This window comes from Dyadobacter sp. BHUBP1 (assembly GCF_050587785.1).
Lineage (GTDB): Bacteria > Bacteroidota > Bacteroidia > Cytophagales > Spirosomataceae > Dyadobacter.
Map to the genome: position 1 here is coordinate 597,456 of NZ_JBOBIH010000004.1, position 23,726 is coordinate 621,181.

Annotated in this window: 16 protein-coding genes; 3 read left to right on the forward strand and 13 right to left on the reverse strand. The window is 53.8% G+C overall.

Features of this window, described 5'->3' with window-relative positions:
- Positions 1 to 85 precede the first annotated feature (85 nt).
- Entirely contained in the window at positions 86 to 2,962 is a 2,877-nt protein-coding gene (locus tag ACQ4MZ_RS18985; protein ID WP_430847342.1) for a PQQ-dependent sugar dehydrogenase, read from the forward strand.
- Between the two features lie 18 nt (positions 2,963 to 2,980).
- A complete protein-coding gene (locus ACQ4MZ_RS18990) occupies positions 2,981 to 3,922 on the forward strand; it encodes a sugar phosphate isomerase/epimerase family protein (RefSeq protein WP_430847344.1) in 942 nt (313 codons plus the stop codon).
- A 79-nt stretch (positions 3,923 to 4,001) separates the two neighbouring features.
- Here ACQ4MZ_RS18990 and ACQ4MZ_RS18995 read toward each other — a convergent pair whose 3' ends face one another.
- Genes ACQ4MZ_RS18995 through ACQ4MZ_RS19015 form a run of 5 tightly spaced genes read right to left on the reverse strand, consistent with a single transcriptional unit; the run spans position 4,002 to position 9,378 of the window.
- Positions 4,002 to 5,735, reverse strand: coding sequence for an alpha-L-fucosidase (locus ACQ4MZ_RS18995; protein ID WP_430847346.1), 1,734 nt, complete (start codon positions 5,733 to 5,735; stop codon positions 4,002 to 4,004).
- 24 nt (positions 5,736 to 5,759) lie between these two features.
- Complete coding sequence (gene fucP, locus ACQ4MZ_RS19000) at positions 5,760 to 7,016, reverse strand: L-fucose:H+ symporter permease (RefSeq protein ID WP_430847348.1); 1,257 nt, start codon at positions 7,014 to 7,016, stop codon at positions 5,760 to 5,762.
- The gene (locus tag ACQ4MZ_RS19005) at positions 7,013 to 7,348 is read right to left on the reverse strand and encodes an L-rhamnose mutarotase (RefSeq protein ID WP_430847350.1); all 336 of its coding nucleotides are present in this window, start codon (positions 7,346 to 7,348) and stop codon (positions 7,013 to 7,015) included. The genes fucP and ACQ4MZ_RS19005 overlap by 4 nt, the downstream gene beginning before the upstream one ends.
- 22 nt (positions 7,349 to 7,370) lie before the next feature.
- Positions 7,371 to 8,135, reverse strand: a complete 765-nt coding sequence (locus tag ACQ4MZ_RS19010; RefSeq protein ID WP_430847352.1) for an SDR family NAD(P)-dependent oxidoreductase — start codon at positions 8,133 to 8,135, stop codon at positions 7,371 to 7,373.
- Between the two features lie 16 nt (positions 8,136 to 8,151).
- Positions 8,152 to 9,378: an enolase C-terminal domain-like protein gene (locus ACQ4MZ_RS19015; RefSeq protein WP_430847354.1), complete on the reverse strand. Its 1,227-nt coding sequence runs from the start codon at positions 9,376 to 9,378 to the stop codon at positions 8,152 to 8,154.
- Positions 9,379 to 9,658: 280 nt separating this feature from the next.
- On the opposite strand from ACQ4MZ_RS19015, the gene ACQ4MZ_RS19020 reads away from it, so the two are divergent.
- Positions 9,659 to 10,537, forward strand: a complete 879-nt coding sequence (locus tag ACQ4MZ_RS19020) for a helix-turn-helix domain-containing protein (RefSeq protein WP_430847356.1) — start codon at positions 9,659 to 9,661, stop codon at positions 10,535 to 10,537.
- A gap of 93 nt (positions 10,538 to 10,630) precedes the next feature.
- Here ACQ4MZ_RS19020 and ACQ4MZ_RS19025 read toward each other — a convergent pair whose 3' ends face one another.
- From ACQ4MZ_RS19025 to ACQ4MZ_RS19060, 8 genes are all read right to left on the reverse strand, one after another.
- On the reverse strand, positions 10,631 to 11,221 hold the full coding sequence (locus tag ACQ4MZ_RS19025) for a hypothetical protein (protein ID WP_430847358.1): 591 nt from the start codon (positions 11,219 to 11,221) through the stop codon (positions 10,631 to 10,633).
- 71 nt (positions 11,222 to 11,292) lie between these two features.
- Positions 11,293 to 14,013 (reverse strand): substrate-binding domain-containing protein, encoded by a 2,721-nt coding sequence (locus tag ACQ4MZ_RS19030; protein ID WP_430847360.1) that lies wholly within the window; start codon positions 14,011 to 14,013, stop codon positions 11,293 to 11,295.
- Between the two features lie 81 nt (positions 14,014 to 14,094).
- The gene (locus ACQ4MZ_RS19035; protein WP_430847362.1) at positions 14,095 to 15,597 is read right to left on the reverse strand and encodes a glycoside hydrolase family 32 protein; all 1,503 of its coding nucleotides are present in this window, start codon (positions 15,595 to 15,597) and stop codon (positions 14,095 to 14,097) included.
- A 79-nt stretch (positions 15,598 to 15,676) separates the two neighbouring features.
- Complete coding sequence (locus ACQ4MZ_RS19040; RefSeq protein ID WP_430847364.1) at positions 15,677 to 17,389, reverse strand: RagB/SusD family nutrient uptake outer membrane protein; 1,713 nt, start codon at positions 17,387 to 17,389, stop codon at positions 15,677 to 15,679.
- A 20-nt stretch (positions 17,390 to 17,409) separates the two neighbouring features.
- A complete protein-coding gene (locus ACQ4MZ_RS19045) occupies positions 17,410 to 20,571 on the reverse strand; it encodes a SusC/RagA family TonB-linked outer membrane protein (protein WP_430847366.1) in 3,162 nt (1,053 codons plus the stop codon).
- A gap of 32 nt (positions 20,572 to 20,603) precedes the next feature.
- Positions 20,604 to 21,518 (reverse strand): carbohydrate kinase family protein, encoded by a 915-nt coding sequence (locus ACQ4MZ_RS19050; protein WP_430847368.1) that lies wholly within the window; start codon positions 21,516 to 21,518, stop codon positions 20,604 to 20,606.
- Positions 21,519 to 21,542: 24 nt separating this feature from the next.
- Positions 21,543 to 22,877 (reverse strand): sugar porter family MFS transporter, encoded by a 1,335-nt coding sequence (locus ACQ4MZ_RS19055; protein WP_430847370.1) that lies wholly within the window; start codon positions 22,875 to 22,877, stop codon positions 21,543 to 21,545.
- Positions 22,878 to 23,071: 194 nt separating this feature from the next.
- Positions 23,072 to 23,707: an NUDIX hydrolase gene (locus ACQ4MZ_RS19060; protein WP_430847372.1), complete on the reverse strand. Its 636-nt coding sequence runs from the start codon at positions 23,705 to 23,707 to the stop codon at positions 23,072 to 23,074.
- Positions 23,708 to 23,726 lie beyond the last annotated feature (19 nt).

The following is a 23,726-nucleotide window of genomic DNA, read 5'->3' on the forward strand; positions in this document are numbered from 1 at the left end:
GGGGGAGGAATCCCCTGCTTTCCGCTTTTGATGCGCATTCAATGAAAGTCATATATTAAATGGTTCACTTTGATGTACAATATCTATGCTTAAACCTATCCCGCGCAAAAGCCTCATCTCTACGGTCCGCTGGTCAGCCAAGCTGATCACGGTTGCTGCCCTCGCTGCATTTACGATGCAGGACACTGTTACCAAGCCTGACGAAAGTCGTTTTACACCCGTAGTCCTGGCCGACAACCTCGATGAACCGATGGCATTTGAAGTGTTGCCCGACGGGAGCTCTTACATCATCGAGCGGAAAGGCGCTTTGAAGAAGTATAATCCGTCGACGAAAACCACCGAGCTGATCACGACTATTCCGGTGAACACCAAGTACGTGAGCAAGGAAGGCGTCTCGCGCGAGGCGGAGGAGGGGTTAATGGGCATTACCCTCGACCCGAACTTTGCTAAAAATCACTGGATTTACCTCTACTATGCCCACCCGACCGAGAAAAAGCACATTCTCGCACGCTGGGATCTGGTGGATGACCAACTGGTGGAAAGCTCTAAAAAGGTAGTCCTCGAAGTTACCACCCAGCGGGAGGTATGCTGTCATACGGGCGGCGGTATGACCTGGGATAAAAATGGTAACCTCTTCCTGACCGTCGGCAACAACACCGGTAACGATAAGGCCGCCCAAACCGACGAACGCCCCGGTCGCGAAAGCTGGGATGACCAGGGACATGCGGGTAATACCAATGATTTGAGAGGTAAAATCCTTCGTATTCATCCCGAACCGGATGGTTCCTACACCATTCCGGAAGGTAATCTTTACCCGAAAGGCACCGCCAAAACCCGCCCGGAGATTTATTCGATGGGCCACCGCAATCCATGGCGCATTTCAGTGGATAGCAAGACCGGCTACATTTACTGGGGCGAAGTAGGCCCTGATGCCAATGAAGATTCCGAGATCGGGCCGAGAGGGTACGACGAGCTGAACCAGGCGCGCAAGCCGGGAAATTTCGGCTGGCCGTGGTTTGTGGGTAATGATCAGGCATTTCCGGTTTTTGATTATGCCAATAATAAACCAGGCGAGAAAAAAGACCCGAAAAACCTCGTGAACACTTCGCCGAATAATACCGGCTTGAAAGAGCTGTTCCCAACCGCACCGAGCTTCATTTACTATCCATACGGCGTTTCCGAGAAGTTCCCGCTCGTGGGCTCAGGCTCGCGCAGCGCGACCGGCGGTCCCGTTTACCACCGTTCCGATTTCAAAGCGCCAAAAAGACCCTGGCCGGCCTATTATGAGAACAAATGGATCGCCGCCGATTTCTCCCGGGGCTGGATCATGGCCATCACAATGAATGCACAGGGCGACTATGAATCAATGGAGCGCGTGCTGCCGAGCTATCACCCGGTGCAGCCGATCGATATCAAATTCGGGCCGGACGGTGATTTGTATATCCTCGAATACGGCAGCAACTGGTTCCGCAAAAGCGACAACTCGCGGCTGGTGCGTATCGAATACAACGGCGGCAACCGCAAACCCGTAGTGGCAGCGTCGGTGGAGAAAAAGGGCGGTACTGTGCCGTTTGAAACGGTTTTGTCATCCAAAGGCACCAAAGATTTCGATAACGACGTATTGAAATACAGCTGGAAAGTATCCGGCCCGGGCGTAGCACCGAAGATTTTTAATACTGAAAATCCGAAGGTGAAATTCGATAAGGCGGGTGTGTACACAGCTACCCTCACGGTGACCGACTCCAAAGGTGCCAGCAACAGCCAGTCGGTACGCATTATCGCGGGCAACGAGCCGCCGAAAGTGGCGATCAAGCTGGATGGTAACAGTACCTTTTTCTTCCCGAACAAGCCGGTGGGTTACGCGGTAGGTATTTCGGACAAGGAGGACGGTAGTACCGCCGACGGTAAAATCAAGGCTGATCAGGTGGCTGTAAGCATCGACTACACCGCGGAGGGTTTCGACTATGCCGAAGTAGCACAGAGCCAGCGCAGCGTGGATGCGACTACGCAATTTGCCGTAGCCCAGACATTGATGAGCAAAAGCGATTGCAAAGTCTGCCACCAGCCGAATACCAAGTCGGTCGGGCCTTCATTTGCGGACATTTCCAACAAATACAAAGCCGATCCCGGCGCGCTGGATAAGCTCGCGAAGAAAGTCCGTGAAGGCGGTTCAGGTGTGTGGGGCGAAGTGGCGATGGCGGCACACCCGGCGCTGCCCGTGGCCGATGTAGAGGTGATCGTCAAATACATTTTGAACAGTACGGAAAAGACACTGTCGACATTGCCTTTGGAAGGGAAATATACCCCGCAGATACCGAAAACGGATAATGGCAAAGGTTCGGTAATCATCCGCGCGGCTTATACCGATCGTCCTGTGGGGACTGCCAAATCGGTACCGGCCCAAACGACCGAGGAAATGATTGTCCTTCGCAGTCCTGAGCTCAATGCAGCCGAAGCACCGGTTACCAAAGGGGTAGAGACCAAAGCATTGGGCGTAGCAGGGCAAGGGTTTGCCGTAGTCGCGTTTGAAAACAGCTATATCGCATTCCCGTCCATCGACCTTACCGGTATTGACACCCTCGAACTGAATGCCGCCGCCCAGCAACGCGAAGGCAGTGTGGGAGGCACCATCGAAATTCGTCTCGGCTCACCGACCGGCACGTTGATCGGCCAGCAAAAACTCACTGTTGCCAAGCCCGTGGATATGACCAAAATGATGGCCGAACTGGAAAATGGCGCTAAAAAAGAAGCAACCCCGGCCGCTGGCGGCTCTTCGACGGCAGGTGTTGCCGCCCCAAAAGCGCCTGCCGCAGCGCCGCGTAACCGCTTCGCCCAGCCGCCGGTGCGCATCGGCCTGCAACCTACTACCGGTAAGCAGGATGTCTATTTCGTGTTCAGAAACGCAGAGGCCAAGCCCATCGAGCCGTTGATGTCTTTCTCCAGAATCAAGTTTAAGAATTAATTATAAAACATTGAAACAATGAGCAATAACATAAACAGAAGAAACTTCCTCAGCCGCGCGGGCGCATTGGCCGCCGGTACTTTCATGTTGCCTTCGCTTGTAGAAGCAGCCCGCCAGGCAGGTATCATACTCGCCGAAAAGCCGGCTGGTATCCAGCTTTTCACAGTTTTTGAAAAAATGAATACCGATCCGAAAGGTACTTTGGAGCAAATCGCCAAAATCGGGTATAAGGAGATCGAATCCGCATTCAGCACGCGGGGTAAGTATTATGGCTATGAGCCGAAGGAGTTTAAAGCGTTGGTGGAAGGTCTTGGTATGACCTGGCGTGCGCACCACGCGCTGGGCGCACCGTTCAAAATGCCTCCCGGACGCAAGTTGCCCACTGGCTCCGATGGCAAGCCCATTACCATTCCGCCGATGAAAAATCTTCGGGACAACTACCAGGAGCTGGTGGACGATGCGGCCTCGGCTGGCCTGAGCTACCTCGTATGCGCCAGCACGCCCGTGGGCACGACCGACGAAATTAAGAGTTCCATTGAAGTGTTCCAGAAAACCGGGGAAGCTGCAAAAAAAGCGGGCCTTCAATTCGCCTACCATAACCACGCCACCGAATTCGATCCCGTGGATGGCGGCAAAACGCCTTACGAACTGGTTCTGTCACAAACCGATAAGGACCTTGTGAAAATGGAACTCGACCTCGCCTGGGCTACGAAAGCTAAAAAAGATCCGGTCGCGCTGTTCAAGGAACACCCGGGCCGCTTCCCGCTTTGGCACGTGAAAGATATCAAGGCCGATTTGTCGACCATTACTGTCGTCGGAACCGGCGTAGTCGAGTTCAAGCGCATTTTCGAATCCGCGCAAATTGCCGGGTTGAAACATTTCTTCGTGGAATACGACCTCGCACCGGGCATCGAAACGGTGGAAACTTGTTATAAAAACCTGCAAAAAATCCTGGCCTGACGATTTCAGACCAGGAATCCTGAGCACACGTCGCTTCGTTGGACGTGTGCTTTTTTGCGTCCAGGACCCGATATTTCGATTATGGAGCAGGAGGGAACAACTGAAACTCGTTCACTCCGAAATAGCCGTGGTATTCCTGAATGGCCAGCCTGAATCTCTGCGCTTTTACAGGGGTGATGGTCTTGTCCCAATCACCCATTTTGGTGTCCTGTGCCAGCGGCACCCATTCGTTTCCTTTTAAATACAACACCTCAAACTTCCTGATTTCCGATTGCCCGTATCGGGACTCCCCAAGTTTAATGCGCCCGACCGTTTCCGGCTTTCCCAGATCCACTTCCAGCCAGCCCGCCGGTTCGTACAATGCCATGATTTCGGGCGACTGGTAATGCAGGTTTTTGCCATAATATTTCGAGAAATCGACGTCTTTCCGGCGCCCGATCTTCCAGGCCGTTTTGGGATTGTCGTCAAATGCGGCTGCCGGATCGTGGTAGAACTGGCTTACCGAGCTGGAAGCTGTGGCCTTACGGGCGTAAGCGAGAGAGCCGGTGGCAGGCAACGGCACGGTTGGTGCGATGGTCGAGGCGTCTTTATCGAGCGTCAGCACGGCAATGGTGGCAACCGCGTCGATCTTTCCGGAAGGATAACTGAGGCTAATGCTTTTGTTGTTTTGGGTAAACTGAACCGGTGTGCCGTCCGGCAACTTCGCGCTTAATACTTTGGCTGGAATGGCCGGTAAGGCGAGCGTCGTCTTATCCGCATTCAGCAAGTGCACGAATACCTGTTTGCCGCGATAGGAACTCACGTAATCGGGAGCCGGAGTAAACACACCGCCTTTGGTATTGTAGATGGCTGTCTGGTTTTTAGCAATCCAGTCGCCCATTTCGCGCGCTCTTGCCGCAAAATCGGGAGGGAACACGCCCGTGCTGTCGGGGCCGATATTGAAGAGCAGGTTGCCGTTTCCGCCCACGCATCGCAGCAATGTATGCACCGATTCTTTCAAACTGCGCGGTGTGTCACCGAACCGCCATGCCCATTGATGGCCCATGTTGGTGCAGGTTTCCCAGGGCACTTTGCCATAGCCGGCTACAAAACCCTCGGGCGTCGCGTAATCGGCGTACTGGCCCACGTAGGCGTGTGACTCGTCGGGGGTGAATGGTTCGAGGCGGTTGTTGATAATGATCTCCGGTTGGAGCTTACGTGCGAGGTCGTACACTTTTTTGGGTTCCACCGGCGTCGGCCAGCCTTCGTAATCGATCCAGAGCAGGCTGATTTTCCCGTAATTGCTCAGGAGTTCGCGCACCTGTTCGAGCACACGCGCGGCGAAAACGTCGTTGGTTTGCGGGTTGCGACAATCGGGATCTTTCCAGTCGGCCACGGAAAAGTACCAGCCGATGGGCATATTGGCCTCGTGCGCGGCCTGGGCGAGCTCTTTGCACACATCGCGGCCGAATGGCGTGTGCATGATATTGTAGTTATTGGTTTTAGTGTCAAAAAGCGAGAAGCCGTCGTGATGCTTCGCGGTGAGTACCATGTATTTCATGCCCGAAGCTTTCGCGAGAGCCACCCATTCCTTGGCATTGAAACGGGTAGGATTGAAATCGCGGTAAAGCGAGTCGTATTTAGCCTTGCCGTATCCCTCCCGCGACCAGCTGATCTCCTTCCCAATGCGCGAAACCGGTCCCCAGTGTATGAAAAGGCCCATTTTTGCATCCTGCCACCATTTCAGGCGCTGTGCTTTGGGTATTTCGGTTTGAGAGAATCCCGGCAGGGCTAGTGCTGCCGATAGCAGTAATGTCAGTATGTTCTTTTTCATTATCTAAAAATTCAAATCCATGCTTCAAACTTGCGTTGCGCTTGCCTGCGCTGTCACGTGGCCCACGCGTGCGTAATACACGAGGTAGGCGTAACATAGTACGGGCACTACAAAGGCCTTTTGTATTCCAAAACCATCGGACAGCAGTCCCATGACAGGCGGGATCACAGCCCCGCCTACAATGCTCATAATGATCAGCGAGGAGCCTGTTTTGGTATAAATCCCTAAATTTTTAATGCTGAGCGTGAACAGGATAGGGTACATCACGGAGGTGAATAACCCAACCAGCGACAATGCATACACCGAGATATACCCCGTACTCGTCATGGAAATGCCCACCAACGCCAGCGCTGCCACCGAGCAGAACGCCAGGATCGCCGGCGGGTTGGCTTTGCGGAGCAGATAGGCTCCCGCCAGTCGTCCGGCGAGCACCAAAGCCATATACAATGTGATAAACAAGGCGGCGCTTTGCTCGGTAAGTCCCGGAATGCCCGAAACTTTTGCGTAGCGGATCAAAAAGCTCACAATGCCCACTTCGGCTCCGAGGTAGCAGAACACCCCCAGCGCCCCGAGCACGGTGTGGCGGAATTTAAAGATGTCGCGGATGCCGCCTGCGTGCCTTTCTTCGCCTTCTATATGGGGTAGTTTAATAAAATATAACCAAAGGCCTATCGCCAGAAACAGCCCACCAAGGCTCAGATAGGGCGTTTTGACGAGTTGGGCTTCGGCGTTCAGATAGCTGCTCAACTGCCCTGCATCGAACCCGGCGACGGTCTCCGGAGCTATTTCCGTCGCGTGCAGCAAAAAGCGGCTGCCGATGAAGGGCCCCAACGTAGCACCCACCGAGCCGACTGCCGAAGCAAGGCTCAGGCGGCTGGAAGCACGGTCCGGATCACCAAGGACGGAGATGTACGGCGTTGCGGTCACTTCCAGGAAGGTGAATCCGGCCGCCATGATGAACAATGCGGCCAGGAACAGCGGGTAATAACGGGTGTCGGCGGCGGGAAAGAACAGGAATGCACCGGCGGCCGCGGTGAGCAGCCCGGTAACCATGCCTGCCTTGTAGCCAAACCGTCCGATAAACTGCCCCACCGGCAATGCCAGCAGGAAATAGCCGCCGAAAAACGCCGATTGCACAAGCGACGACTGGAAGTCGGTGAGCTGGCAGGCGCGTTTTAAATGCGGGATCAGTACATCGTTGATATTCCGGCTGAGGTTCCAGATAAACATCAGGCTCATCACGACCAGGAGCGGGACCACTACGGCTTTGCTGTTTTTCATGGCAAATGGTCGTTGAGTAAAAACACCGGTTTCATCGTGGCCCAATGCTCGCCGTTTGCGGCTTCGGGCAGTTTTTGCTGGAAGGTACCCATCCACGCGGCCCATTCGTCCTGCCGTGGGAGGGTAGCCATTTTGTTGAATGCGGTGGGAAGGTCGGTACTGTCGTCGTGCTCGACGATCATAAACAAATGCCGCCCGATGCGATAAATCTGCATATCGGTAATGCCCGCGTCGCGGATACCGGCCGGGATTTCCGGCCAGATGTTCCCGGGCGCGTGATGGTGCTCGTACAGCGCGATGAGATCGGCGTCGTCGACCAGGTCCAGGGCCATACAGGTTCTTTTTGTTGCCATGCTATCTTCTATAACCTAATTCTGCCCCGCCACTTACGGGCATAATGCATCCGGTAATGAACCGCGCCGCGTCCGAAACGAGGAATACCGCCACATCGGCGATCACGTCGCCTTCGGGGCAATGGCCCAGCGGATGGATGTCGTCGAGGTACTGTTCTATTTCGCCCGCATTCGGCTGCTCGCCCGCCCATTGCCGCAGCATGGGCGTCCACACGCCCGCAGGGCACACCGCATTCACGCGAATGCCGAAGCGGGCATAATCCAGCGCCATAGCCTTAGTCAGCGCGTTCATTCCGCCTTTACTTGCCACATATGCGGCATGGTTATTCTGGCCGATTTCGCCCACCATGCTGCTGGTATTTAGGATGTTGCCCCGGGTTTGTCGGAGGTATTGCAAGCCGTATTTGGTCGTGTAGTAAACACTTTTCAGGTTAATATCGAAAAGGCTGTCCCATTCGTCCTCCGACGTCTCATGCAGCGGCTTCGATGGGCTTGCAACGCCGGCATTGTTGTGGATCACGTGGAGGCTACCGAATGCGGCTATCGTTTTTTCAATCGCAGATTTAATGTCCTCCCTTTGCCGCACATCGCCCGGCAGTGCAAGCAGGACGTCGCTGCTAAACTCCGCTTTCAGCTTGTTTAAGGCGTTTTCATCGCGGTCGAGCACGCTCACGCGGGCGCCGGCACGCAGGTAGGCAATTACGCACTCGCGCCCGATGCCCGAAGCACCGCCCGTGATGAATATCGTTTTATGGGTCAGATTCATAATGCTGTCGGTTGTGTCAGTTTTTCAAATCGCTGCTGCTGCCCGGTACCTGAGGCACCTGGTAATAGCCGCCGGCGATTGCTGCCGGGTTTACAAAATACGGTCGCAAATGGGGAATATGCTCTAAAAACAAATGCTCGTGCCCCATGCCGATGTGATTGAACAGTACCAGGTGCTGGTGGATCTGCCCCATATCGCCTACATGCGGCACCACGGGTACACCCATTTGACGTGCTAACAGGCTGACCGTAAGGAATTCCGACACGCCGCCGACACGCACCGCGTCTACCTGGCAGAAGTCCATCGCCCTGGCCTGTAAAAAGTTTTTGAATATTACTTTGTTAGGAATATGCTCGCCCGCAGCCACCTTGAAGGGCGCAATGGCGAGTGCAATGGCCTGATGGCCTATCACGTCGTCGGGGTGGGTGGGCTCTTCGATCCAGAAAGGGTTAATATCGCCGAGTTTTTCGCAGACATGCAATGCCTGCGGCAGGTTCCATTTCTGGTTGGCATCGACCATAATGGTCGCAGCGTCGCCTGCGGTCCGGCGGATCAGCGTCGCGCGGCGGATATCGCGCCCCGGATCGTCGGAACCTACTTTGAGCTTCATGGCATTGAAACCGTTATCCATCGCCTTACGGGTATTCGCGACGATCTTTTCATCCGGATAGTTGAACCAGCCCACCGATGTATCGTAACCCTTATAACCGGTCGAAAGTACGTTGGTGCGCTCGTTTCGTGTCGGCAAATGCTTTTCGAGCAATGCAATGGCCTGGTCGCGGGTGAGGACTTCTTCCAGATAGCTAAGGTCGAGCGTGTTCACGAGCTGCGCGGGCGTGAGGTCGAGCAGTAACTGCCATAAAGGTACTTGCCGCGATTTGGCCCACAGGTCGTAACACGCATTTACGACGGCCGCCAACGCAAGGTGTATCACGCCTTTGTGAGGCCCTAGCCAGCGAAGGGAAGGCGAATCGACCATACGGCGGTATTCGGTGCCGAAGTCGGCCATCAGTTCCTCGATTTCCCGGCCTTTTAATGCCACAGAAATATACTCAATGGCTTTGCAAACCAGATCGGTACCTGCGCCGAGGGTGAATGCCAGGCCAATGCCCGTAACTGGGGAGTCGGTACGCAGGCAGCAAACGGCGTAGGCGTATTGCGGGGTAGTGTGTGTCGCATCCGAACCGACCCCGTCGGGAAGGTCGAACCGCTTGTCTTTTACTTCAATGGAGGTAATGTACATGTTTTTTCGAAATGTCAATATGATACCAGTATTGATTAGGAGTGGCCGGTCTGATAGAGTGAAATGGTAAATCCTTGTAATAGTGCTTAAAAAGAGCGTTTATCGGTGTTATATTTTAATTTGACGTTAAAAAGGGTTCAGGAAATTTGGATGCCAACATTTTGCGTACTTGGTTTGTTGCTGAATTTGTACAAAATTATGAGTGATAAGTCCTGTAAGTTAATGGCGGGTTGATAACTTGTAATACTATGTTTGCGTAACTTTTCAAACTTCCCAACCGATGAAAGCGACTTACACGCTGCTGCCGGAATTTGCGCCCTCGCAGAAGCCTTTTGTGGTCAAGAAGATCGTCAGGCCGTATTTTTCGACCGATTTTCACTTCCATAAGGAATGCCAGCTGGTGTACGTGCTTTCCGGCTCGGGTACCCGCATCATCGGTCATTCGATCGAACGGTTTGAGGAAGGTGATCTCACATTCGTCGGTCCAAATGTGCCCCACGTTTGGTATAGCGAATCGAAACCGGACCAACCGGCTTCCGAGGCCATTTCACTGGCACTTTATATTAACCCGGAGATGATCTGCGAGCATTTGAGCGCATTGACCGATACCCAGGAGTTACGCCAGTTTTTCAGGGAATCGGAGCGGGGAATCCGCATTTGCGGAGAAAAAAAGGGGCTCATCATCCACATTTTAAAGCAAATGCTGGCCCAGCAAAATCGCCAGGTAGGCATGCTGGCGTCGTTCCTGCAAATCCTCGATCAGCTGCTCGACCCGGAAGAGCTCGTCTGGCTCAATCTCCCGGACCCTATTGCCAGCTACACCAGCCAGACGTCCGGTCGCGTGCCGAAACTGATGCACTTTATCCAGCAGAATTTCAAGGAAGATATTACCCTTCAACAGGCCGCGTCGGTAGCAGGTTTACAGCTGCACTCTTTTTGCCGGTTTTTCAAAGCGCTGACTAACCGTACCTTCTCCGATTTTCTCAATGAGGTGCGTATCGGATTTGCCTGCAAGCTGTTGCAGCAGTCGGACCTGCCGGTAACGCAAATTGCGCTGGAATGCGGTTACACCAATATTTCCTATTTCAACCGGTGTTTTAAGAAAATCAACAAAATGTCGCCGAAGGAATACCGGAGCGGGAGTATGGCTAAAAACTAAGCTACCCGCCAGGGATTGACGGGTAGCGATAAACGTTATCAGGAACATTACGAGACTACTTGGCCCCAGGCTTGCATGAAGCAAGCGTCGAAATTACAGCGCGGAACTGACGAGGCTTACAATGCTGCCCAACTGCTTCGACGATGCCGCAGCCGCCAACTTGGCCGCAGGGCCTTTTTTGTCAAGACCGGAAACAGTTTTGGTAGCTTCGCCAAGTAACCCGTTCAGTTTGGTTTGGTTGGAGCCACCCAAAATCGAGCTTCCCGCTTTGATCAGCCCAAGGCTGCTGGTGAGCCCCGCCGCATTGCCTAACAGGCCGGATTCGCCTTTTCCGAGCAATCCGCTGATCCTATTGGCGCCGATCAGCATTTTTACGGCGTTAACCACCTTGCCCAGCGCACCGCCAGACAGTTTGCCCGACGAAGCCAGCGGGATCATACTTTTAAGGTCGCCAGCCTTGCCCAGTAGCTTGTCTTTCAGGCTGCCGTCGGAGGATTTGGCCTCTTTTTCCAAAGCGGAAACTCCCTGGGTAAGCGCGTCAGCCGTTCCGGCTTTGTCTCCTTTTTGTGTTAGTGATACTGCCTTGTCGAGCAGGCTTTCAACTGAAAGGCCTTGCGCAAAGGCGTTGGATGCTCCTGCAAACAGAAATAACGTGGCTGCGAGAGAAAAGAGGAAACGTTTCATAGTGGTTTAATAACAGATGTGTTTAAATGGGCGGCAAAATAGTATTTATCTGCGATACCACCATGTACGTTTCAACTCTTCACCAATCGCCAATCCTTCGGTGACACCCCGAAGCGGGTTTTGAAGACCGTGGAGAAATAGCTCTGCGAGGTAAATCCGGTCTGGTCGGCGATCTCAGCGACGGTCAGATCGGGGTTGCGAAGCAAGGCGCAGGCCTTTTCGAGGCGGAGATTAAGAATGAGGTCGTTGGTGCCGCCGCCGAGCAATGCCTTGGTTTTGCGGAAGAGCTGCACCCGCGACAGGCCCATTTCCTTGCCGATGGATTCCACGGTGAGAGTGGGGTCGTCGAGGCGCGAGACGATGAGCGCACGGAGCTCGTTGACGAACTTCTTGTCCAGGCGGGATAATCCGGTTTCGGTGTCGCCGATGTTCCGGCCAACTTGTGTGGATTGCAGCAATTGTCTGTTAGCCAGCAGGCTCCGCATGCTTTCCTGCAAGAATTGGGGGCTGAATGGCTTGGTCATGTACATATCCGCACGGGCTTGCATACCCTCGACCTGCTGCTCGGGCGTATTTTTGGCGGTAAGCAGGATCACGGGAATGTGTGAGGTGCGCATATCGGCTTTGAGGGCGGAGGTGATCTGCAAGCCGTCCATGCCGGGCAGCATTACGTCGCAGATGACGAGGTCGGGGACGGTGTCGAAGCATTGATCCAACCCAACCTTACCGTCGGTGGCGGTGATGATTTCGTATTGGTTTTGTAAAAGGCCTGTCATGAAACCGAGCAGATCTTCATTATCCTCGATCACCACCAGGGTAGGGAGGTCCTTATGTTCTGTGAGGTCGGTTTGAATGGCCGTTTCCATGCCGGTGTCCGTCCAGGCGACCGATTTTTCGATGGTTCCGACCGTAGGATCGGCGATATCTTCTGGTTGGAAATGAGCGTTCCCAAGCGGTAATGTAACGGTGAAAGTGGCACCCTCGCCTTTTTTGCCGTCGGCGGTGATGGTGCCCTGGTGTAATTCCACAAATTCGCGCGAAAGCGGCAAACCGAGCCCCGTACCTTTGATGGAATTTTTGCCCTGGTAAAACATTTCAAATGCACCAGCCATATCGGCCTCGCTGAGTCCCGAGCCGTTATCCTCTACTTTGAATGTCACTTCATCGGCCGAATGGCTGATATGAATGTAAATATGCCCCCAGTCGGCGGTAAATTTAAATGCATTCGAAAGCAGGTTGAACAACACTTTATCCATCATATCGCGGTCGAACCAGACGTTCAGCCGGTTCAGCGTGGTGATCAGCCGGAAATCGATCCTTCGCTTTTTGGCCACCTGTTCAAAGGGCAGCATCAGTTCGCTGATGAATGCGACGATGTCGTTTTCCGTAACCTGCAAGCGGATCTTGCCGCTTTCGATCTTGCGGAAATCCATGAGCTGGTTTACGAGCCATAGCAGCCGCTTCGCATTCTTCTGAACCAGGGAAAGGTTCTTTTTAACCGCCGGGCTCTCGTTTTTCTGCCTGAGAAGTTCTTCCACCGGCGCCAGAATGAGCGTCAGCGGTGTCCTGAATTCATGCGAAATATTGGTAAAAAACCTGAATTTGGATTCGGTCGCTTCCTGCGCTTTTTCGGCGATGTCCTGAATGCGGTTGCGCTGGATGAGGATTTCGGTGTTTTTGGAATTCAGCTCTTTATTGATCTTCTTGTTTTCGATTAACGAATACAATGCGACCGAGCCGAGGATGATCGAAACGATAAACAGGCCAGTCATAACGTACAGTAACCCGCGCTGGGTCTGGTAAATTTCCAGCTGTTCGTCGATCCGCGCTTGCTGGCGTTCGATGTCGTTCTGCTGGGAGATCATCTTGTCGGTCTGCATTTTGATCATCCGCACATTCGACGAATCGATAATGGCCGTTTGAAGCAGGTTTTCTTTCTGATACGGCTGTTTTTGCAGGATGTTCATCGCTACCCGCGCTGCTTCCTCGCCTCCGGTGGGATATAAGGCGGTGGCGGTAATATGGCCGTCATACACCATCTGAATATCCCCGAATTGCCCCGGCAGCCCGTCGACGCCGATCACGCGGATCTTCCGTTCTGGGAAAATTTCATTGCAAACCTCCCGGGCACCCATGGCCATTACTTCGTTCTGAGCGAAAATGAGGTCGAGATCGGGGAAGTTTGGAAGGGCTTTACGCAGTTCTTTTTTGGCAATATCCTTTTCCCATTGCCCATTCAAGGTAGCCACACGCTGAATGCCGGGCCGGGTCGCGAGCGCGTCCACGAGGCCGCGGTGGCGGTCGGAGGCGGGCGAGGAGCGGGGCAGGCCGGTAATTTCGATCATTTTGCCCTTGCCGCCCAGCAATGTACTGGCATATTCACCCACGGTTTTGCCGACCTGGTAATTGTCGCCGCCGACGTACGCGGTATAGTAAGGCGATGAAGTGCGCCTGTCAACCACCACCACGGGGATACCTCTTTTGTAGGCCTTTTCGATCACCGGGGTAAGCGGGTCTGATTCGTTGGGTGAAACGATCAGTAGCTGAATGCCGCTCCGGAGCAATTCTTCGATCTGCTTTACCTGCACTGCGCTGTTGGCATGCGCATCCTTGAAAATCAGCTTTGCATTGTTGTGAAATGCGAGCTCGCGCTGCATCCCGTCGAGCATGGCACGCCGCCATTCGTCGTCGCCGGTGCATTGGGAGAACCCGATGACATACGCATCTCCCTGTTTTTCGGCACAGCCGGTAAACAGCGTCAGCAACAGGAAAGCGATCAGCGCGAGTCTCATAGAATAAATTGTATTTCAAATATAATACAAAATAGAGCTGCCGGGGATTGCCACCCGACAGCTCTATTTTACTGCCCGGGGCTACTCGATCGAGGGTTTCAATGTGTTGTATTGTACTTCCTCTATCTGAATGCCTTTTACAGATTTGATACTCAGCCCCGAAAGCGGGGTGTCGGCAAAGAAAATGTCGGTCATCACAGTCAGTCCTCCGTCCGCGAAAAGTTCGACGGAGGCTACGTCGGCAACGAGCGTCAATGCAATCTTGCCATCTTTCGACATTCTCGGGGCGATGTGTTTTTGCCCGAAACCTGCCTCAAAATCAATCTTACCCGATTTGGTACGGTCGATGTAATAGTGATTGCTTGCCTTGTCGTAACCGATCAGGAGCTCATTCCCTTCCTTATTGGAAAGTATGAGTTGGAAATCGCTGGCCGTTGCGGTTTTCAGATCCAGCCAGAACAGACCCGACGCATTTCCGCTCTTAGGCGCGAGGTCGACCGGCGCTTTCACGGCCAGGTTCTTTTTGGAATAACCCTCGCCTTTGATGCCTTCCAGTTCCTTGGCGGGTATGGAAGTCAGGTACAGTTCTTTCCCCACGGCTTTAAGGCCCAGTTCGCGGGAAATGGTATTGGCGCTGCGCCAGGGGTCGGTAGGTACCTGGTTGGCATATTGCCAATTGCTCATCCAGCCCATCAGGAGCGTGCGGTTGCCTGTGTTGGAGAAGGTTACAGCGGCGTAGTTGTCGGCACCCCAGTCGAGCCATTTGGTTTCTTTGGAATACGCGGTGAATGTTTTCCCATCGAAATCTCCGAGGAAATACTGCCCTGCCGAGCCCTTATTGGGGCCGCCGGGGTTGATATTCACGATGAGCACCCACACTTGTTTGCCCTCGTGTGTGAGCGGGAACAAATCCGGGCACTCCCACACGCCCCCGTGCGCGCCTGCATCCGCGCCAAACTCGCTTTCCTTCGACCAGCTTTTGAGATCGGGAGAGGAGTAGAAGGTAATGCGGTCTTTGGTGGCGAGTGTCATTACCCACTTTTTCTGCGGCTCATACCAGCGCACTTTCGGGTCGCGGAAATCGGTAATGCCGGGGTTGGGTAGTACCGGGTTGCCGCTGTATTTGGTCCAGGTAGCACCATCATCGAGGCTGTATGCAATGCTCTGGTACTCGTGGCGACCGGTTTTCTGCTTTTCCAAAACAGGGTTATGGTGCGTAAAAATCGCTACCAGCGGCGTTTTCCCATCCTTCCCGAAGCCGGAGGTATTGTTCACGTCGGCCACGGCGCTGCCGGAGAAAATGTAGCCGAGACTGTCGGGATAGAGTGCAATGGGCTGCTCTTTCCAATGCACCATATCCTTGCTCGTGGCATGGCCCCAGTGCATCGGGCCCCAGATTTTGGCCTCCGGATAATATTGATAGAACAAATGGTAGGTGCCGTTGTGAAACAGCATCCCGTTGGGGTCGTTCATCCAGTGCGCTTTCGGGGAGAAATGGAACTGGGGACGGTACTTTTCAGGGACGTCCTGAGCTTGTGTTAGCTGCGAAGTTAGCAGGGCGGCGAGTATTAAGAGTTTTTTCATAGTCTGTTTTATGCCACGAAGCCACGAATTAGCACGAAGGCCATTCGTGTATCTTCGTGTCTTCGTGGCATATTTAAATTTAGTAACCAGGATTCTGAACATAAAGCCCCTTCGTAAAGCTGATCTCCCGCTGCGGAATGGGCAGGTATTCATCTCTTCCCGCAGTGAATTTGGCTGTTGCGAGGAATGGCCTTCTTACTTTCTCTTTTTCAAGATAAGCATTCAATGTCTGCTCGGCAATGCCCCAGCGCACGAGGTCGAAGAAACGCGGGCTTTCGGTCGCGAATTCCAGCCTTCTTTCCCAGCGGAGCGCCTTTCTGGCATAATCCTGCGTCCACCCGGAAGCAGAATATTCTTTGATATTGTACTTCGAAGCAAAGCTGCCGTCCGTCTTTTTCAACCGTCCGGTGCTTGCCGCCGCGCGTTTGCGGATCTGGTTGATGAGTGGCAGCGCCAGCGCGTGCTGTCCTAGCTCGATATATGCCTCGGCCTGCATCAATAACACGTCGTCGTAGCGGATAACGTCGATATTTTTGGAGCTGCCGATAAATGGCCCCTCCTTGTGGTACGACTTGCTGGTGGCCAACTGCTGCTCTTTCATGGTGTGAAAGAAGCCATACACGCCCGGGTCACGTACCCAGCTGTTACTGAATGGCTTGGTTGCGTCGTATTTGTAAGGGTGGCCGTCGATACCGATGGTATGGTCCACGCGCGGGTCGACGGTCTCGGTGTTGAAATCCACATTTTTGTCATTGAATGTCTCAAAAAGCGGCAACCCGTTGGCGTCGGTGCGGTAAGCATTGGCAAGGTTCTGGCTCGGCTGATGGAAGCCGCAGCAGCCGTATTGCGGCGCGCCATGCGGGTAATTGAGGCCGGTAACGTAGCTGAGGCGGCCTGCGGCGGTACCGTCGTTGATCGAATACTGGATCGCGAAAATGGATTCGGGTCCGTTTTCGGTTTCGGCAATGAAGTTCTCGGCGAAATCGGGTTGCAGGCTATACTGGCCCGACGCGATTACAGCCTGGGTCAGGGTTACCACCTCCTGCAAACGGTTTTTGTTAATGCCTGTCACTTTGTGGTTGGCATCCTGCTCGTAGGCCTGAAAAAGGCGCAATTTGGCCAGATAAGCGGAGGCTGAGAGCTTGTTGGCCCGACCGATCTGCGCCTGCTTCTGCGGCAGGTTGTCGATGGCAAACTGGAAATCTTCCCCGATTTTGTTCCAGAGCTCGTCGTTGTTGTACCGTACGTTCGACTCTTTCAGAATGTCGTCGCTCGACAGTTTTTCATCGATGTAAGGCACATTTTTGAACAGCATTTTAAGCATAAAATGTGAGTGGCCGCGCAGGAAACGCATTTCGGCGATGCGGGTGGCACGCAGCGGGAATTCCGCGTCGGTCAATGCATTCAGGCTTGTGAGCGCCGCATTGGCGCGGGAAATGGCTTTGTAAAAATTCTCCCAGGTGTAGGGGTGCATCCAGCCGAAGTCGGGACGGGTGAGGTTGTAGTGCTCATAAAAATCGATTTCCGCCACGTCGGACACACCGCCGCCGCCCTTGTAGGCGTCATCCGAGCGCACGCTGCCGTACACCCACATGCTCGTCATGGGACCGATCATTTCGTCGTTGCCGATGCCGGCATAAGCCGCCGTCACGAGCGATTCCGCTGCGGAGGCCGATTTGATATTCTCCGACGACAGCAACCCTTGCGGCTGGTAGTCGAGGAAGTCGTTACAGGAGGTGGTGATCAGCAACGCGCCGCTGGCGATCAGACCGAATAGGTATTTGCTTTTCATAACAATGCGCTTTTTCAGGATTAGAAAGAAATGTTCAAACCGAATGTGAAAGTCCGTGGTATTGGGATGGCGTTGATGTCCGTCCGCTCAGGATCCGGGCCGCTGAACTGCTTTGATTTGATCAGGAACAGGTTTTCGGCCATCAGGTACATCCGCACGCGTTGCAGTTTGATCTTCTGGATCAGCTCCGGATTCAGCGCGTAGCCCAGCTGGATGTTGCGCAGTTTGAAATAGGAAGTATTCACATTGAAATAATCCGACGAACGCGTCTCGTTGTTGGCATCCGAAAGCGACAATGCAGGAATTTTGGAACCGGTATTAGTCGGCGACCAGGCATCGAACACACCCGGCCCTACGTTCTCGCGGCCGCGGATGAAGTTGTTATAGAAGGTATAAATGTCGAAACCCTTCCGGCCCGCGATACCCGACCCGAAGATCGAGAAGTCGAACGACTTGTAAAACGCCTCCACTTTCAAATTGTATTCGAATGCAGGCAGAGTAGTACCGAAGAACACACGGTCGAGGTCGTCGATGCGCTTGTCGCCGTTGGTATCCACGTACCGGATGCGGCCCGGGCCTGCGCCTACCTGCGTGGGAGCGGCGTCCACTTCGGCCTGGTTCTGGAAGAGGCCATTGGTTTTATAACCGAACAAATCGAATTGCGAATGGCCGAGGATCGTCTGGATCGCATTACCCGGGTACGCAGCGCGCACTTCTTCGGGCAGGGCGGTGATCTTGTCGCGGAAGCGGCTCACACCAGCCATCACGTTGTAGGTAAAATCGCCTTTCGGACGGGCATAGTAGCCTGCCGAGAACTCAAAACCTCTGTTAGACTTGGCCGCGCCGTTCAATACGCGCAGCTGGCCTTCGCCCACGGCGGAAGCTACCGGCGGAGTGATCAGGATGTCGCTGGTTTTGCGGGTAAAGTAGTCGAACGAGCCCTGGATCATGCCGTCGAACAGTCCGAAATCGAGCCCGAAGTTCGCTTCATCGGTCGTTTCCCATTTCAAATTAGGATTAGCGCCCTGGATCGACACGAAGCCGGAAGGCAAATTGCCCGTATTGGCGCCGTTCAGGTCGTAGGCGGTGCCGATATTATAGAACTGGTCGAAAAAGCTGTTATGACCGTTCGGGAACTGGGATTGCCGTGCGCCGTAACGTGTATCGTACAATCCAAAGCGGGCGAGGTCACCGATTTCCTGGTTACCAACCCTGCCGACCCCGGCCCGCAGTTTCAGATTGCTTATCTTGGTTACGCCTTTGAAAAACTGCTCTTTATCGATGCGCCAGCCCACCGAAGCCGCCGGGAAAATACCGTACGCGTTGGCGGAACCGAAGCGGGAAGAGCCGTCGCGGCGAATGGTGATCGCGGCCAGGTAGCGGTCCGAAAAGCCATAGTCGATGCGGGCGAACTGCGAAAGCAGCCTGCTGCCCGAGCCGGAGCCGGTCACGTTGGTATTGCCAGTACCCGCATTCAATACAAAATACTCCTTGGTTTGCACGGCAAAGCCTTCTTTCCGGGCTATTTCAAAATCGGAGTCGTTTTTAATGGCTTCGATACCCGCGAGGAACTTGAAATGGTTGTTACCCAGGTCGAGGTTGTAGCGGGCCGTGTTGGACCAGGTAATGCTCAGGTAGCGGTTCTGGTCAATCGTCAGGCTGTTGTTGGCACGGCCGAATGAGCCTTCTTCAAAGGATTGTTCGATGTTTTTGAAGCGGTAGGCCGCATTATCGGCACCGAGGCTCGTTTTGAGGAAGAAGTTTTTGAATGGCTGAATTTCCACAAACACATTACCGAACAGCGTAAGCCGGTGTGCATTGTCCCATTTGTTGATCTCCTGCATGTGGAGTGGGTTGTTGCGGTCGGAGTAACCCGAGCCGATGGCACCGCCCCACGAGCCGTCTTTGGCATATACCGGAATGGTGGGCGCCAGGGTAACCGCCAGGCCGGGCGTGGCAGCCCCGCCAATGTCGGTCGAAGCGAGGGTTTCGTTGGAAGAGGCAAGCTGCATATTCGCCCCGATTTTCAGTTTGCCGTCGAACGCGCTGGTAAGCCCGTTAATGCGCCCGCTGATCTTGTCGTAATCGGTGTAGCGGAGCATGCCGGTGTTTTTGTAATAACCCAGGTTGATTTGCAATGAAGAAGTACCATTGCCGCCCGAGATCGTGAGCTCGTTGTTGGTCACGATTCCGGTCTTGTACATTACTTTCTGCCAGTCGGTATCGCCGGCAGGCATGTTGGCGTTGCCACCCACGAGCGGCTGTACTTTTACACCATTTAATATGGGATTGGTGAAGTCTTTATTCCAGTCGAACTGGTACAATGCGCCGTAACCGTCCTCGGGATTCACTTTATCATTCACCGAAGCCTGCCACAATGCCCGTCCGCGATCTACCGCATTCAGCATTTTGAATCGCGCATATTTCTCCGACTGCGTCGAAATGCTAGTATTGAAGTCGATGTTGATTTTGCCGTTGCTGTTCGCGCCGTTTTTGGTGGTGATGATAATCACCCCGTTGGAAGCCCGTGATCCGTAGATGGATGACGCCGAGGCATCTTTCAGCACCTGGATCGACTCGATCGAGTTCGGGTTCAGCCCCTGAAACACCTCCGGGCGCTTGGTAGGCACACCGTCGATGATGTAGAGCGGGTCGGTATTGCCGAGGGTATTCGCACCGCGGATCAGAATGCGGGAGTTGGTACCATTCGGCGAGCCGGTTTTTTCAATATACAAACCCGGCACGCGGCCCTGCAATGCCTGCATCGGGTTACCGGAGCTGATGTTTTTCAAAGGGGCCATGTCCACCACGGCAATGGCGCCGGTCAGGTCTTCTTTTTTGGAAGAAGTATAACCTACTACCACCACTTCGTTGAGGCTTTTCTGGTCGTAATCGAGGGTAACGTTAATAGTCGTCTGGTTGCCCACGGCTACTTCCTTCGTTTGCATGCCGATGTAGGAGAACACTAATGTGGCATTTGCATTAGGCGAGATGCTGTAAGCTCCTGAAACATCGGTAACGGCACCATTGGAAGTCCCTTTTTCGAGGACGTTCACACCGGGGAGCGGCTCGCCGTCGATACTCTTGACGACGCCCTTGATCTGCGCCCTGTTTTGCGCGTGGGCGGGCAGTTGCATCACGCAGGCGACCGCGAGGGCCACCAGCAGTAAAATTTTTCTCATAATGTTTTCGATTAAAGAGCGTGAATTGGTAATCAGTGGATTATAGGCAGCATCGACTGCTGTTGAGCATGAATGAAATCCTGAATGTCGGTTTCCGAGAATGCGGGCAAGGCGCCAGCCTTACCGGCTACGAACGCACCGGCGGCGCAGGCAAATTCAAGGGAATCGGAGAGTGGATGCCCCGTGGCGGTTTGGTACAGAAAAGCGCCGAGGAATGCGTCGCCGCTGCCGATGGTATCGGCCACTTCCACTGTAAAGCCGCGATGCTGATGGAATTCGCCGCCGCCGGTCAATACCATGGCGCCTTCTGCCCCGCAGGTCAGCACGAACATATCCAGTTTGAAACGGTCGAGAATATAGGCCATGGCCTGCTTTTCATCTTCGAAGGTCGTGAGCCAGCCGGTTACTTCGCGCAGCTCATGCTCGTTCATTTTGACAATGCTGGCAAAGCCCAGCAGTTCCAGTACTTGTTCGCGCGAGTAATGCGGAGGGCGCAGGTTCACGTCGAATACCCGTACAGGGGCGGAGCCCAGGTAGCGCAGTAGTGTCTCGCGCGAAGTGTGGTCACGTGCGGCGAGCGTGCCGTACACGAAGAAATCACTTTCGGAAACCTGCTGTGCAGCGGCGGCGTCGAACTGAATGTAGTCCCAGGCCACCGGGTGCAGGATTTTGTAGGTAACCTCGTTGCTGTCTGACACATTGGCCTTGGCAATGCCGGTCAGATGCGTTTCGCCGGTTTGTACCCACCGGGTATCGAGGCCCTGCTCAGCCATGAATGCGAGCAGCTCCGCGCCCAGCTCGTCGTGCCCGACGCGACTGATGAAGGCCACGTCCATGCCGTAGCGCTGCAGGTGTGCGGCGACGTTCATGGTAGCCCCGCCGGCCAGGCGTGCATCAGGTAGCACGTCCCAGAGCACTTCTCCAAAAACAGTCAGTTTCGGTGTCATATGGTATTGTTTAAAGTGGAGATTTTAGTGAAGGATTAATGTCTTTTCGATCTGTTCGAGGGAAGTCCCCTTGGTTTCGGGCATGAGCTTCCACACGAACAGCAGTTGGAGTACCATCATGCCGCAAAAGATCATGAAAGTGTTGCCGCCGCCGAGCGTTTCGGCGATGTAGGGGAATGTGAATGCGATTACCGCCGCCAGCAGCCAGTGCATGAAGCTCCCCATCGACTGGCCCGCAGCACGTACCTGGTTAGGGAAAATTTCTGAGATAAATACCCATATCACCGCGCCCTGCGACAATGCGAAGAAAGCAATGTAAATGAACAGGTATACCGGTACTGCATAGCCGCCCAAGTTACCGCTATAAAATGCCTGTGCTACCAGCCCCAGTGTGGCGATCAACCCGAACGACCCGATGAACATCAGCGTGCGGCGACCGAAACGATCGATGAGGTTAATGGCGATGAATGTGAAGCAGAAATTGACCAAACCCACACCAGCAGACGACAGTAAGGCAGAGCTTTTACCCAGACCCGCCATTTCAAAAATGCGCGGTGCGTAATAGATGATGGCATTGATCCCCGAAACCTGGTTAAAAAAGGCAAAAAGCAGCGCCAGTACCAGGGGTAACTTGTATTGGGAAGAAAAAATGGAAACGCTGCTGTTAGGCTGGGTGCTCGTGTTAGCTGAATTCTGAATGTCGGACACAATGCCGCTCACGTCGATACCGCCATTGGCGACGGACAATATCTGCCGCGCTTCATCGACTCTGCCGCGCTTCACGATCAGCCAGCGGGGGCTTTCGGGGACGAAAAGAATGGCGATCAGGAAAACCAGCGACGGGAACGCCTGCACGCCCAGCATCCAGCGCCAGTCGTTGTCGCCTATGCCCACGAGCAGGAAGTTGGACAGGTAGGCGATGAGAATGCCCAGAACGACATTGAACTGGAACATGGCCACCAGCCGGCCGCGGGAATTGGCGGGGGATATTTCGGAAATATATAATGGAGCGGTAACCGACGAAATGCCGACACCGATGCCGCCGAGGAAGCGAAAAATGAGAAAGGAAATCCAGTCGGAAGCGAGTGCTGAACCGATCGATGACAACAGGTAAAGGACAGCAATGGCGAAGAGCGTGTACTTGCGCCCGTAACGCTCGGATGGGATGGCGCCGGTGAGCGACCCGAGGACGGTGCCGATCAATGCGATGGAAACTGTGAACCCGTGCTGCACCGTAGTGAGGCCCCACAATTGCTGGATCGACTTCTCCGCGCCCGATATGACCGCGGTATCAAAACCGAATAAAAAACCGCCCAGCGCGACTGTGAATGCCCAGAAGATTACCTTTTTGCTTGTCATGATTGTTGAATTAATTTCTGACGAAGCTACCGGCTCTCCGGGCGATCTATTTTAGAATCCGTACCAAATGTTTTTAAATTTTAAATGAAAACGGATTTGTTTTTAACTATTTGTTTTTGAGGTATTTATATCAATTGAAAAAGGAGCTGTTTTTAAATTTGCTTCAAAGTTTTCAGGAAATGTTTCATCACCTTTCAGTCACATAAAACCGGCAAACCCGGATCGGCGGCAAAGGGGAGTAACTCGGCGATCTGGGTATAGGTAACCCGGTTCAGCGACAGGTCCAGTCCGGGCAGCTCCCCGAACTTCATCCAGCTCACGCCGGAAGTTTCATTGGTTTGTTCGAGAATTTCACCGCCGGTAATCCGGCATAGGATGAAGAATTTGTAAACGTACCAGGGTTCTTCGGGGTGGTCGTGCTTGCTTTTGTCAAATACCGCCAGCAGCCGTACCGCTTCTACGTGCAGGCCTGTTTCCTCGAAAACTTCCTTCACGGCCACTTCAAAAGGCGTGTAGCCTACATCCGCCCAGCCGCCGGGCAATGTCCAGCGGTCGTTATCTATTTTTTCCTGCACCATCAGGATCTCGTCGGTACCCCGGAAAATCACCGCGCGGATATCCACTTTCGGCGTCACATAACCGATTTCGTGGGGTAAGAGGCTGATAATCTGTTCAACGGGTGCGTTGCTGATATGGGCGAGCAGGTCGATGCTGATCTGCCGGATTTCTTCGTAACGTTCGCGGTCGTATTCGCCGGGCTGAAAGGCCAGGCCGGTTTGAGATAATGCGAGAATGCGTTTGACAGCTGCCAGCCAGGGATTTGCGGACATGGTGTTTTGAAAATTACCG

Excerpts from the sequence above, each read along its gene's own strand:
- ACQ4MZ_RS18985 (WP_430847342.1), top strand. The coding sequence starts at position 86 with ATGCTTAAACCTATCCCGCGCAAAAGCCTCATCTCTACGGTCCGCTGG.
- ACQ4MZ_RS18990 (WP_430847344.1), top strand. The coding sequence starts at position 2,981 with ATGAGCAATAACATAAACAGAAGAAACTTCCTCAGCCGCGCGGGCGCA.
- ACQ4MZ_RS18995 (WP_430847346.1), bottom strand. The coding sequence starts at position 5,735 with ATGAAAAAGAACATACTGACATTACTGCTATCGGCAGCACTAGCCCTG.
- fucP (WP_430847348.1), bottom strand. The coding sequence starts at position 7,016 with ATGAAAAACAGCAAAGCCGTAGTGGTCCCGCTCCTGGTCGTGATGAGC.
- ACQ4MZ_RS19005 (WP_430847350.1), bottom strand. The coding sequence starts at position 7,348 with ATGGCCCTGGACCTGGTCGACGACGCCGATCTCATCGCGCTGTACGAG.
- ACQ4MZ_RS19010 (WP_430847352.1), bottom strand. The coding sequence starts at position 8,135 with ATGAATCTGACCCATAAAACGATATTCATCACGGGCGGTGCTTCGGGC.
- ACQ4MZ_RS19015 (WP_430847354.1), bottom strand. The coding sequence starts at position 9,378 with ATGTACATTACCTCCATTGAAGTAAAAGACAAGCGGTTCGACCTTCCC.
- ACQ4MZ_RS19020 (WP_430847356.1), top strand. The coding sequence starts at position 9,659 with ATGAAAGCGACTTACACGCTGCTGCCGGAATTTGCGCCCTCGCAGAAG.
- ACQ4MZ_RS19025 (WP_430847358.1), bottom strand. The coding sequence starts at position 11,221 with ATGAAACGTTTCCTCTTTTCTCTCGCAGCCACGTTATTTCTGTTTGCA.
- ACQ4MZ_RS19030 (WP_430847360.1), bottom strand. The coding sequence starts at position 14,013 with ATGAGACTCGCGCTGATCGCTTTCCTGTTGCTGACGCTGTTTACCGGC.
- ACQ4MZ_RS19035 (WP_430847362.1), bottom strand. The coding sequence starts at position 15,597 with ATGAAAAAACTCTTAATACTCGCCGCCCTGCTAACTTCGCAGCTAACA.
- ACQ4MZ_RS19040 (WP_430847364.1), bottom strand. The coding sequence starts at position 17,389 with ATGAAAAGCAAATACCTATTCGGTCTGATCGCCAGCGGCGCGTTGCTG.
- ACQ4MZ_RS19045 (WP_430847366.1), bottom strand. The coding sequence starts at position 20,571 with ATGAGAAAAATTTTACTGCTGGTGGCCCTCGCGGTCGCCTGCGTGATG.
- ACQ4MZ_RS19050 (WP_430847368.1), bottom strand. The coding sequence starts at position 21,518 with ATGACACCGAAACTGACTGTTTTTGGAGAAGTGCTCTGGGACGTGCTA.
- ACQ4MZ_RS19055 (WP_430847370.1), bottom strand. The coding sequence starts at position 22,877 with ATGACAAGCAAAAAGGTAATCTTCTGGGCATTCACAGTCGCGCTGGGC.
- ACQ4MZ_RS19060 (WP_430847372.1), bottom strand. The coding sequence starts at position 23,707 with ATGTCCGCAAATCCCTGGCTGGCAGCTGTCAAACGCATTCTCGCATTA.